The organism is Streptomyces sp. NBC_01474 (assembly GCF_035918215.1).
Lineage (GTDB): Bacteria > Actinomycetota > Actinomycetes > Streptomycetales > Streptomycetaceae > Streptomyces > Streptomyces aureus.
Window position 1 is genome coordinate 2,721,491 of record NZ_CP109449.1, and the last position, 11,951, is coordinate 2,733,441.

Genomic DNA, 11,951 nt, shown 5'->3' on the forward strand with positions numbered 1-11,951 from the left:
GTCAGCTCCAGTCGGGGTGGCCGGGCATGGGCGGGTTGTCCTTGCTGAACAGCCAGTCCTCCAGGAAGGGCCGCAGCGACGGGTCGTGTGTGACCCGTACGGCGTTGTCGATGAAGTCCTGGGAGTCGGCGTTGGCGTGCCGGTGCTTCGTGAGCCAGGACTTCATGATCGCGTCGTAGTCGTCCTGGCCGACCTGCTGGTTGAGGGCGTACAGCACGACGGCGGCCCCGTCGTAGATGTTGAACCCGCCGAGTTCGGTGGGCAGTCCGGGCGGCCCGTCGGTCTTGCGGACGGCGTCGAGCTTCCCGTACGCGGTCCGCATCTTGTCCTCCATGGAGGCGGTGCCCTGCTGGTCGGCCCACAGGGCGGCGTAGTAGACGGCGGGCCCCTCGTTCAGCCAGGCGCTCTGCCAGGTGGTGGGAGTGACCGAGTCGCCGAACCACTGGTGGGTCATCTCATGGACCATGACGTTCGTGTATGTCGTCGACTTGGACGCGTCCTTGAACCAGCCCGGCCCGAACAGTGACAGAGTTTGGTTTTCCAACGCGTCGCTGTAGCCGTCGCGGACGATCTGCATCCCGTAGGTGTCGAACGGGAAGCGCACGCCGAGGGTCTTCTCCAGCCACGCGATCTGGCCGCCGGTCTGCTCGACGATCGGCCGGTACGTGGCCACCTGGTCGTCGGGGACGTAGTGGCGCAACTTCACTCCATGCGGCCCCTCGCCGACCAGGAGTGTCTGCTTCTCCACGGAGATGCCGAGGAGTTCGGAGGCCATGGGCGCGTCGAGCCGGAAGTCGGAGGTGGTCTTCCCCTCGCCCGCCGGGCGGGTGCCCGTCTTGGTGCCGTTGGCACCTGGCGTCCAGCCGTCGGGGGCGGTGAGGTGGAACGTCCAGCTCGCCTTGTCCATCGTGGTGTCGTTGACGGGGGCGAATGTGTCGGCGCGGGACGACTGCGCCGCGGAGGCGAACCCTCCGTCACTCATGTAGCGCCAGCCGGGGACGCCGATGGGCTTGGTCTTGCCGTTGCCGTGATAGGTGACGGCGACCTCGAAGGGCCGGTTGTCGTGCAGGCCGCCGGCGGGGGTGACCGTCAGCTCCTGGCCGCTCTTGCCGAGCGATACGGCGAAGGCCGCGTCCTTGCCGTCGACCTTCACCGCGTCGATGGCGAGCGAGTCGATGTCGAGGTTGAAGGAGGAGAGGTCCTGGGTGGCCTTCGCGCTGATCTTCATGGTGCCGGTGAAGTCGTACGTCACCGGCGTGAAGTCGAAGGAAAGGTCGTAGTGCCGGACGTCGTAGCCGCCGTTGCCGAGCGTCGGGAAGAGCGGGTCCCCGACGCCGTCCGCGCCGGGCTTCGGGTCGAACGGGTGCGCCTGAGCGGGTGCGGCCAGGGCGAGGGTCGCCGCGGCCGCGGCGGTGGCGATGGCGGCGCGTACGGTGCGGGTCACTTGCCGGTTCCCTTCTGGGCGGCGTCCTCGAATTCGGAGCGGCACTGCTCCCCGCCCTTGGCGAGGTAGTCCTTGACCAGGGCGTCGTAGTCCTTCATGGACTTGCGGCCGGAGATGATGTCCTTGAGCCCGTCGCCCTTGAGGGTGCCGAGGCTGCCGTACCCCTTCGAGTCCCAGGTCGGCGACGTGTAGTCCAGGAAGTCGGACTTCACCAGCTTCGGAACGAGCTTCGTGTACGCCTCGTGCGCGTACGTCACCGCGTCCTTCGACGTCGGCGAGAACAGCGCAGGGACACCGGAGGCGAGCTTGCCCCAGGGAACGCCGATGTCCTGGCTGCCGGTGGACGTGAGCACCGGGATGCCCTCGGCGTCGCGCTTGAAGTCGGCCCCCTCCACCCCGAAGTTGATCAGGGTGTACTCCTCGGTGCCGAACGGCGCCGCGATGAAGTCCAGGAGGCGCAGGATCTGCTCGACGCGCGCCTTGGGAGCCTTCTTCACGAAGGACTCGCTGAGCGTGGCGTTGTCGGTCCAGGTGACCGCCTTCGTCCCGACCGGCACGAAGGGCCGCACGTCGTAGCTCTTGTCGATGGCGGCCATCGCGTCGACGTAACCACTGGAGGGCTGAAGGTAGGCGGGCATGCCGTCGTAGACGTACGCGCCCTTGCCATTCTTGAAGAGGTCCGTGTACTGGGCCTTCTGTGCGCCGGTCATGGCGAGGGTGCCCGGGTAGTAGCAGCCCGCCTTGTAGAGCTTGGCCGCCATCTCCACGGCGGAGCGGTACGCGTCGGTCTCGAGGTCGGCGGTGAACTTGCCGGTCTTCTTGTCCATCGACCAGAAGTAGGGGGCGCCGGCCGACATGGCGAGCATGCTGGTGGCGCCCGCGATGATCGCGTACTGCTTCTTCTTGGGCTGCGTGAGCTCCTTGCAGACCTCGAAGAAGCGGTCCAGGTCGGTGATCTGGTCGAGGCTGTCGACCCCGACCTCCTTGAACAGGTCATGCCGGTAGAAGCCGGCTCCCGAGGTGCCGTAGCGGGTGACCGGGACGCCGTAGAGCTTGTCTCCGTAGAGGGCCTGCTGCCACGCGCTCGCGGGGATCGCCGCGAGGTTCGGGTACGCCTTGACCTTGTCGCCCGACAGGAACGGCGTCAGGTCCGCGCACTCGGCCGCGAGGAAGGACGCCTTGTGGTCGACTCCCCCGCTCTCCGGGTACATGAACACGTCCGCGAGGTCTCCGCTCGCGACCATCGTCGAGAACTTCGCCGGGTAGTCGTCGGCGGCCACGGCGGTGATGTCGACCGTGCCGCCGAGCCGCTTCTCGATCGCCTGCCAGGCGGCGTTCCGGGCGCGGGCCGGGGCGGGCGGCGCATAGGTCTCGGTGAACGCCTTGACGGTCTTGGCGCCCTTGAGGGGAGTGCCCTGGACGGAGCGGACCGGGGTCTTCGGGTAGCTGTAGAAGGCGTTGGGCACACCGGCGGCCGTGCCGGGGAGGTCGGCCTTGACGGTGTTGGCCGTGACGGTGGACGGCAGCACCTTGCTGCTCTTCGCGGCGGACTTCTCGGCGGCGCCGCCGTCACCACAGGCGGTCAGCAGGGGGGCCGCGGCGAGTCCGAGGCCCAGACCGAGGGATGTCCTCAGCAGGTTTCTGCGATTGATGGGGGTGGAGCGCGGCACGGTGAACTCCTCGGTGACGGAGGGGACATGGGCGCGGGGGGTGTGGGACGGACGGGACTGTGCGGCGTCAGCCCTTGATGGCGCCGGTGAGGACGCCCTTGGTGAAGTAGCGCTGGAGGAAGGGGTAGACGCACAGGATCGGCACGACGGCGATCACCAGGACGGCCATCTGCACGGCCTGCTGGGGCGCGAGGGCCTCACCGGCCGAGGCGCCTTCGAGGGACTGCCCCTGGAGGACGAAGGTGCGCAGGACCATGGAGAGCGGCCACTTGTCGTTGTCGCTCAGGTAGAGCATCGCGTTGAAGAAGGCGTTCCAGTACGTCACCGCGTAGAACAGGCTGATCACGGCGATGACGGCCTTCGACAACGGCAGCACGATGCGCACCAGGGTGCGCAGGTCGCCCGCGCCGTCCACCTTCGCGGCGTCGTACAGCTCCTCGGGCAGGTTCATGAAGAAGGAGCGGAGAACGACGAGGTTGAACGCGCTGACCATCGTGGGCAGCACGAGCGAGGCCAGGGTGTTGTACAGGCCGAGTTCCTTGATGGTGAGGAACTTGGGGATGATGCCCGGGTCGAAGAGCATCGTGAACAGGGCCGTCATGAGGATGAAGCGGGAACCGGTGACCTCGCGGCGCGAGAGGCCGTACGCCATCCCGATGGTGACGAGGACGCTGGTCGCGGTGCCCACGAGGGTCACACCGACGGAGATGAGCAACGCGTGCGTGACGACACCGCCGCTGAAGACCGTGCGGTACGCCTCCAGCGTCGGGTGGTCGGGCCACAGGACCAGGCCGGGGCTGCGGATGATGTCGGACTGCGAGGCGAAGCTCGTGCCGATCACACCGAGCAGCGGGTAGGCGACGGCCGCGACCACCAGGACCAGCACAAGTCCCTTGAGGAAAAGGCCGGTTCGGGTGGGCTTCTCCATCCAGGGCGGGCGGCCGCCGGACACCCTGACGCCGGTTACGGCCGGGACGGCCGGCTTGCGTGTGCGGCGTCCGGCGGCCGCCGTCTGCGTCTCAGCGGTCAGCACCGCGGTACACCCCTTCGTGGCCGAGCCGGTGGGCGAACTTGTTCGCGCCGAGTACGAGGACGGTGCCGATGACCGCCTTGACCAGTCCTACGGCCGCCGACGTGCCCCAGTCGTTGTTCTTGATCCCGTGGAAGTACACGTAGGTGTCGAGGACTTCACCGGCGGCGGGGCCGACCGCGTCGCGCTGGAGCAGGATCTGCTCGAAGCCGACGGAGAGGATCTGCCCCAGGTTGAGGATCAGGAGCAGGATGATCACCGGGGAGATGCCGGGCAGCGTGACGTGCCACAGGCGCCGGGCGCGCCCCGCGCCGTCGATCGCCGAGGCCTCGTACAGGCCCCGGTCGATGTTGAGCAGGGCGGCGAGCATGATGATCGTGCCCCAGCCCGCGTCCTTCCAGGCCACCTGGAGGGTGAGGAGCCAGGGGAAGGCGGCCGGGTCGGTCGTCATGTCGTAGCGCGGCAGGCCGAGGTGGCCGAGGAGGTCGGGCAGGACGCCGGCGCCGCCGAGGATCTGCTGGAAGATCGAGACGATGATGACCCAGCCGATGAAGTGCGGCAGATAGACGACGCTCTGCACGAACCGGCGGACCTTGTCGCTGACGATGCTGTTGAGCAGCAGCGCGAGGGCGATGGGGACCGGGAAGAAGAACACCAGCTGGACGAGTGCGATCTTCAGCGTGTTGCCGGTCGCCGACCAGAACGCCGGGTCGGCGAAGGCGGACGTGAAGTTCGAGACGCCCGCCCAGGCGCTGTGCATGTAGCCCAGGTAGGGCTGGTAGTCCTGGAACGCCACCACATAGCCGAGGAGCGGCACGTAGTGGAAGACGCAGAAATAGAGCAGGCCCGGCAGGGTCAGCAGCAGCATGACCTTGTCCCGCTTGAGCCGCTGCCCCAGCGAGAGGCGGTGAACTGCCCGCGGCGGGGAGGGCGTTGTATCAGCCATGGGGCGGCAAGTTAGTAATCGGTTACCCCTCACGTCAATAGGTCTGGGCAACACCTGGGTCAAGCGAGCTTTTCAACTGCCCGTTCCTGACGGCTATTTAGCACTATCTCGCAGTAAGGCGGGCAAGGGCCTTGGTCGGCATGCTTGACGCTCACCCCTCGTGATCCCTAGCGTGCGGTGACCTCATAGAACACGTTTACTGTCCGGAGGCAGGGTGCGTACCACTGACGAGTCGCCGGTCCAGGCCGACTCCGCCGGCTCCACACGGCCCCCACGCAGGCCCCGTACCGTCCTGGCGATGGACGCGGGGCTGCTCGACGACGTCTTCCCGCCCGCCGTACGGCTCCGGCTCGAGGAGTCCGCGGACATCCGGCCGCCGCAGGTGGTGGGCGAGTTCGGGAGCCCCGAGGCGGTGGCCGCGCTCGCCGAGTGCGAGGTCCTGCTGACCGGCTGGGGCTGCCCGCACATCGACACGGACGTGCTCGACCGGGCACCGCGGCTGCGCGCGGTGATCCACTCGGCGGGCACGGTCAAGACGTTCCTGACCCCCGAGGCCTACGGGCGCGGCATCGCGGTGTCGTCCGCCGCGGCCGCCAATGCCGTACCCGTCGCAGAGTTCACCCTCGCGGCGATCATCATGGGCGCCAAGCGGGCCTTCCCGCTCGCCCAGCTGTTCCGCTCCCGCCGCTCCCACCGCACGGCGGCCGACCTCGACCGCCACCACTGGCTCGGCACGCACGGCATCACCGTCGGCGTGGTCGGCGCCTCACGCACCGGCCGCAGGGTCATCCAGCTGCTGCGCTCCATCGACGCCGACGTACTGCTCCACGACCCGTACGTGAGCGACGCCGAGGCGGAGCTGCTCGGAGCCACCCGCACCGACCTCGACACCCTCGTCGCCACCAGCGACGTCGTGACCCTGCACGCCCCGTCCACCCCTCTCACCCACCACCTCCTCGACGAGCGGCGGATCGCGCTGATGCGCCCCGGCGCCCTGCTGATCAACACGGCACGCGGCCCACTCGTCGACACCGAAGCCCTCACCGCGCACCTGGTCAGCGGCCGGATCGACGCCGTACTCGACGTCACGGACCCCGAGCCGCTGCCCGCCGACCACCCCCTGTGGGACCTGCCCAACGTCTTCATCACCCCGCACCTGGCGGGGGCGCAGGGCAACGAGGTGGGGCGGCTCGGCGCCCTCGCGGTCGACGAACTCGCCCGCTACGCGCGCGGGGTGCCGCTCAACCACCCGGTCCTCCTGGAGGAACTGGAGCGGATCGCGTGAGCGGGGGCTCCGCGGACGCCATAGGCTCTGTGCACGGGAGGGTCGCGGGACGGGTCGCGGGGCCCGCCGCGCAGACCGGTGACCAGGACGGTCAGGAAGACCGCGACGACCAGGGGGAGGTCCGGATGCCCCGGCAGGGCTCTACGGCGAACGGACGGCGCGCGACCGTCGTGGACGTGGCGCGTCTCGCGGGCGTGTCGACCGCGACCGTGTCCCGTGTGATGAACCGCAACTACCCGGTCGCTGCCGCCACCCGCGAGCGCGTCGAGGAGGCCATGCGGGAGCTGGGCTATGTGGTCAACGCCCATGCTCGCGCGCTGGCGGGTGTCTCCGGACGCACGGTCGGCATCATCATCAGCGACGTGGTCGACCCCTTCTACGCCTACATCGCGCGCGGCGTGGAACGCGAGGCGACGGCGGGCGGCAGGCTCTGCCTGGTCTGCAGCACCCAGGGCGACCCGCAGCGCGAGCTGGCCTTCATCGAGCTGATGCACGAGCGCCGAGCCGACGCGGTGATCCTCGTCGGCGGCAGCGTCGCCGACCGCGGCTACCGCACGGAACTCGAACGCCGCGCCCGCGAACTGGACGCCGGCGGCTCGAAGCTCGTGCTGTGCGGCCGCCCCTCCCTCGGCAAGGACGCGCCCACGGTCGGGGTCGAGTACGACAACGAGGGCGGCGCCTTCGCGATCACCGACCACCTCCTGGCCGAGGGCCACGAGCGGATCCTGTACCTCGGCGGCCCGCCGGGGCTCTCCACCACCAAGGAACGGATCGCCGGCCACCGCCGCGCCCTGGAGCAGCGCGGGCTGCCGCGCGATCCGGCGCTCGTGCAGCCCGGAGCGTTCAGCCGCCAGTTCGGCCACCGCAGGATGACGGAACTGCTGAGCGACGGGCCGGAGTTCACCGCCGTCTTCGCGGCCAACGACATCGTGGCGGCGGGCGCGGCCCAGGCCCTGGAGGAGGCCGGGATGCGAGTGCCGCAGGACGTCTCCCTGGTCGGCTACGACGACGTGCCCGTGGCGCAGGAGCTGCGGCCGCGCCTCACCACCGTGCACATCCCGCTCGAAGAGATGGGCCGCCAGGCCGTCCGCGTCGCCCTCGCGGGCGGCGACGAGGACGACTGGCGGGCCCCGACGACGGGCACGCTGCGCCTCGGTACGCATCTGGTGGTGCGCGATTCCGTGGCGGCGCCACGTGTGGTGCGGCGCCGCCGGGGGTGAACTGCGCTCCGGCGCACGGCGTCGCGGTCTGCGGCGCTCCGGTTTGAGGCGCTCCGGCCTGAGGCGCCCCGGCTCACGACGTCGCGGTTTGCTGCGCTCCGGTTTCTGGCGCTCCGGCTCACGACGTCTCGATCTGCGGCGCTCCGGCTTGAGGCGCCCCGGCTTACGACGTTCCGGTTCGCGGCGCCACGGCCACGCGTCCCGGCTCACGACGCTCCGGCCTGAGGCGCCCCGGCCACGGCGTCCCGGCTTGCGACGCTCCCGTCCGGTTCACGGCACCCCGGCTCACGACGTGCTGCCATGGACCGTTCGTCGGCTTTCCGACCGGCTCTGTTCACCGGTTTCCTCCCTCAGGTCGTAGTAACAGACAGAAACTTGCCGGGCCCTCTTGCGGCGGGATAGCAAACGCTTACATGCTGGCGCGCAGCCCGCACATCACTCCGATGCTGTTGATCCCCATGGGAGTCTCTGGATGCGCCCTGCCCGTATGCCCGCCGCCGCCTCGACCGACGCCGCTGTCCCCGCCGACACCCCCGCCACCTCGGCCTTCTCCCGTCGTGCGGTGCTCGCCACCCTTGCCGGCGCGGGAGCCGCCACGCTCCTCGGCACCGGCACCGCACGTGCCCACGCCACAGGCGGTGTCGGCCTCACCGTCCCGCTCATCGCGCGTCCCTCCGCCGAGACGGAGCGCCTCCGCCTCGGACAGGCCCTGCGCGCCACCGAGTTCCAGCCGACCGGGCAGTACGTCCCGGCCGGGACCGCGCTGCGCTTCGACGTGCTGCCCTACGACGGCCTCGTGCCCACGCTCTGGGTCGGGCAGTGGGACTACTACGGCACGGTGACGGAGCCACGCAGTTATGCGCTGAAGCCCGGCGCCAACACGGTCACCGACCCGCACGGCGGTCCCGTCTACTTCTCCCTCGAAGGCCACGGCGAGCGCGCCGCCGTGAAGTTCAGGACGGGCGCCACCGCGATGCCCGTCTTCACGCTCGGCCACACCTCCGAGGCCGACTACCAGCGGCAGTTGGACTGCCTCACCGACGTACCGGTGGTCGAGCTGCACGCGCCGCGCACCATCATGACGCTGACGCGCGACGGCGCGCTCCTGTACCGCGACCAGGACCACGCGGCGCTGCTCCGGCTCGTCGAGGAGATCATCGAGGCCGAGTCGCGGATCAGCGGGCTCGACGGGTCGAAGCCGGTGCACCGGCCGAAGGCGGGCGGCTACCACTTCACCGAGGTGTCGGTGGTCCCGTCCGGCGTCGGTGCCTACGCCACGCACGGCTACAACGGCTTCCCGCGCGCCTATCTCGACCGCGCCACCACCGTCGACGGACTGCGCACCCGGGGCTGGGGCCTCTACCACGAACTCGGGCACCTGCATCAGCAGATGGCGTACAAGCCGACGGGTCTGACCGAGGTCACGGTCAACATCTACTCGCTCGCGGTGCAGCGGGCCCTCGGCCAGCCGTCCAATCTCCTGACCGTCGACCCGAAGACCGGCCTCAACCCCTTCCAGTCCGCACGCGCGAAGTTCGGCACGGACGGACTGACGTACGAGAAGTCCTTCGGCGCCTACGAGAAGCTGGTGCCGCTGCGGCAGCTGGAGCTGGCCTTCGGTGACGACTTCTGGCCGCGGTTGCACCGGCTTGTGCGCGAGGAGAACCCGCAGTCCGACTACACCGAGACCGCCAAGCGGTACCGCGCCCTGTCGACCTACGCCAGCCGTGTCTCCGGCCGCGACCTCACGGACTTCTTCGTGCGCGACTGGGCCTTCCCCATCGACGCCACCGGACTGGCCGAGATCGCCGCGCTCCAGCTGTCGAAGCCGACCGTCGAACCGGCCACGCTGACCGACTGACCCGACCGACGTGACCGACGTGACGACGTGACCGACCCGGAGGGGACCCACCGAACATGGACCTCACTCGCAGACAGACCCTGACCCTCGCGGGCGCGACCGCCGCGGCGGCGCTCCCCCTGACCGCGGGCGTCGCGACGGCGGCGGACGCCGTGGAAGCGGCGGACGCCCCTGCCGCCGACGCCTTCGATGCCCTGCTGGCGCGCGCCGAGGAGCAGCTCACCGGCGGTGCGTTCGACACCGCCGATCCGGACTTCGCGGCCGCTGTCAAGGCCCTCGACACGCAGGCGTCCGCCTGGTGGAAGGACCTCGACCGAGGCGCCGGCAGGAAGGCGCTGTGGGCCGACCTCTCCCCCGCGTCGGACCCCGGAATGTTCGGGCAGAGCTATCCGCGCCTGCGCACCCTGGCCACCGCCTGGGCCACCCCCGGCACCTCGCTGACCGGCAGCGCCGAGGTCGCCGACGCACTCGTCGCGGCGCTGGGCTTCCTGGGCAGCACCGGCTACAACCCGGCTCGCGGCGAGTCCGGCAACTGGTGGTTCTGGGAGATCGGCGCGCCCCGGGCGCTGATGGACACCTGCGTACTCCTGCGGTCGAAGCTGCCTGCCGCGGATCTGGCCGGATACGTCGCGACCGTCGCGAAGTTCTGCCCGAACCCCGACCGCCGCACCAACTCCCCCTCCCTCTCCGAGACCGGCGCGAACCGCGCCGACAAGGCCGTCATCGTGGCCCTGCGCGGGCTCCTCGCCCGGGACGCGGCCACCGTCGCGCTGGCCCGCGACGGCCTGTCGGACGTGCGGGACAACGGGCGGCGCAACCTGTTCACCTATGTCACCTCGGGCGACGGCTTCTACGAGGACGGGTCCTTCGTCCAGCACGACAGCGTCGCCTACACGGGGACGTACGGGAGTGTGCTGCTCGGCAGCGCGGGGCAGCTCATCGCGCTGCTCGCCGGGTCGGACTGGGCCCTGAACGACCCGAAGGTGTCGGTGCTCTACGAGGCGGTGGAGCGGTCCTTCTCGCCCGTCATGTTCGACGGGCTGATGATGGACGCGCTGCGCGGGCGGGCGATCTCCCGCGAGCGGGCCCGCGACTACAACGACGGTGCTGTCACCCTCACTTACATCCTCCAGCTCGCCGCGGGCGCCCCAGCCCCGTACGCCGACCGCTGGCGTGCGCTCGCCAAGGGGTGGATCAGCCGCAACAAGGCCAACCCGTACGCGGGTCTCGTCGGCATCCCGGCTCTGGCGCGCGCGAAGGCCGTCCTCGACGACAAGGCGATCCCGGCGGCGGAGCGTCTGGCCGGTCACTTCTCGTTCGCCGACATGGACCGCGTGGTGCACCGGCGGCCCGGCTGGGCGCTCGCCCTGTCGCTCTCCTCGAAGCGCATCGCCGCCTACGAGGCGGGCAACGGAGAGAACCTGCACGGCTGGTACACCGGCGACGGCATGACGTACCTGTACGACGGTGACGACCTCGGCCAGTTCGGCGACGGGTTCTGGCCGACCGTCGACCCGTACCGGCTGCCGGGCACGACGGTGGACACGCGCGCGCGTGCGGACCTCGGCACGGGCGTCGGCACCGGCACGTACCGCCCGAAGAACGCCGTCGCGGGTGGCGCCGTCCTCCAGGACCGCTATGGCGCGGCAGCGATGGAACTCATCGCCGACGGCAGCACCCTGCAGGCCCGGAAGGCGTGGTTCTGCCTGGACAACGCGGTCGTCGCGCTCGGCGCGGGCATCACCGCGAGCGACGGCCGCGCGATCGAGACCGTCGTCGAGAACCGCAGTCTGCACACGGACGGAGCGCCGCGCCTCCTGGTGGACGGGCGGCGGCAGCCCGGCGAGCAGGGCTGGTCCGCCTCGCTGTCCGGCGCCGACTGGGCGCATCTGGAGGGCACGGGCGGCTACGTCTTTCCCGACCATCCGGGACGCGCGCCCGGTGGCGTACCGCTGCGGGGGCTGCGGGAGGAACGCACCGGCACCTGGGGCGCCCTCAACTCCGGTGCGGACACCGGCGGCGGCACCGAACCGGTCACCCGCCGCTACGTCACGCTGTGGTTCGACCACGGCTCCTCCCCCACCGACTCCTCGTACGCCTATGTGCTCCTGCCGGGTGCGAGCGCCGTGGCGACCGGGGTCTGGGCGCACTCGCGGCCCGTGCGGATCGTGGCGAACGACGCCACGGTGCAGGCCGTCGAGGCGCGCCGCCTCGGACTCCTCGCCGCGCACTTCTGGGGTCCCGGCAGCGCCGGCGGACTCACGTCGTCCGGTCCCGGCACCGTCCTGGTGCGGCGGCACGGCGACGCCATCTCGGTCGCCGTGGCCGACCCCGGCCGCACCGGGTCGACACTCACGGTCGAACTCCCCTTCCCCGTGCGCAAGGTGACGCGTGCCGACGACACGATCACGCTCACCCCGGGCCGCCGACCCGTCCTGACGGTCGTCGTCGCGGGCTCACGCGGGCACAGCCATACGGCGGAACTCGCATGAGGT

At 70.4% G+C, this 11,951-nt stretch carries 8 protein-coding genes; 4 read left to right on the top strand and 4 right to left on the bottom strand.

The annotated features are described in order from the left end of the window. Window position 1: 1 nt before the first annotated feature. The 4 genes from OG758_RS12850 to OG758_RS12865 form a co-directional block, all read right to left on the bottom strand. Entirely contained in the window at window positions 2-1,444 is a 1,443-nt protein-coding gene (locus OG758_RS12850; RefSeq protein ID WP_326710115.1) for a M1 family metallopeptidase, read from the bottom strand. Further along, on the bottom strand, window positions 1,441-3,114 hold the full coding sequence (locus OG758_RS12855; RefSeq protein WP_326710116.1) for an extracellular solute-binding protein: 1,674 nt from the start codon (window positions 3,112-3,114) through the stop codon (window positions 1,441-1,443). The genes OG758_RS12850 and OG758_RS12855 overlap by 4 nt, the downstream gene beginning before the upstream one ends. 67 nt (window positions 3,115-3,181) lie before the next feature. Then, on the bottom strand, window positions 3,182-4,042 hold the full coding sequence (locus OG758_RS12860; protein WP_227300673.1) for a carbohydrate ABC transporter permease: 861 nt from the start codon (window positions 4,040-4,042) through the stop codon (window positions 3,182-3,184). A gap of 91 nt (window positions 4,043-4,133) precedes the next feature. Continuing rightward, window positions 4,134-5,090: an ABC transporter permease gene (locus OG758_RS12865; RefSeq protein ID WP_266557605.1), complete on the bottom strand. Its 957-nt coding sequence runs from the start codon at window positions 5,088-5,090 to the stop codon at window positions 4,134-4,136. A 298-nt stretch (window positions 5,091-5,388) separates the two neighbouring features. Between OG758_RS12865 and OG758_RS12870 the strand changes: the two genes are divergently transcribed. The 4 genes from OG758_RS12870 (at window position 5,389) to OG758_RS12885 (ending at window position 11,948) form a co-directional block, all read left to right on the top strand. Beyond that, window positions 5,389-6,375, top strand: a complete 987-nt coding sequence (locus tag OG758_RS12870; RefSeq protein ID WP_326715886.1) for a hydroxyacid dehydrogenase — start codon at window positions 5,389-5,391, stop codon at window positions 6,373-6,375. Between the two features lie 125 nt (window positions 6,376-6,500). Next, the gene (locus tag OG758_RS12875; protein ID WP_326715887.1) at window positions 6,501-7,595 is read left to right on the top strand and encodes a LacI family DNA-binding transcriptional regulator; all 1,095 of its coding nucleotides are present in this window, start codon (window positions 6,501-6,503) and stop codon (window positions 7,593-7,595) included. Window positions 7,596-8,067: 472 nt separating this feature from the next. Next, window positions 8,068-9,456: a M60 family metallopeptidase gene (locus tag OG758_RS12880; protein WP_326710117.1), complete on the top strand. Its 1,389-nt coding sequence runs from the start codon at window positions 8,068-8,070 to the stop codon at window positions 9,454-9,456. Between the two features lie 56 nt (window positions 9,457-9,512). After that, window positions 9,513-11,948, top strand: a complete 2,436-nt coding sequence (locus OG758_RS12885) for a polysaccharide lyase 8 family protein (protein WP_326710118.1) — start codon at window positions 9,513-9,515, stop codon at window positions 11,946-11,948. Window positions 11,949-11,951 lie beyond the last annotated feature (3 nt).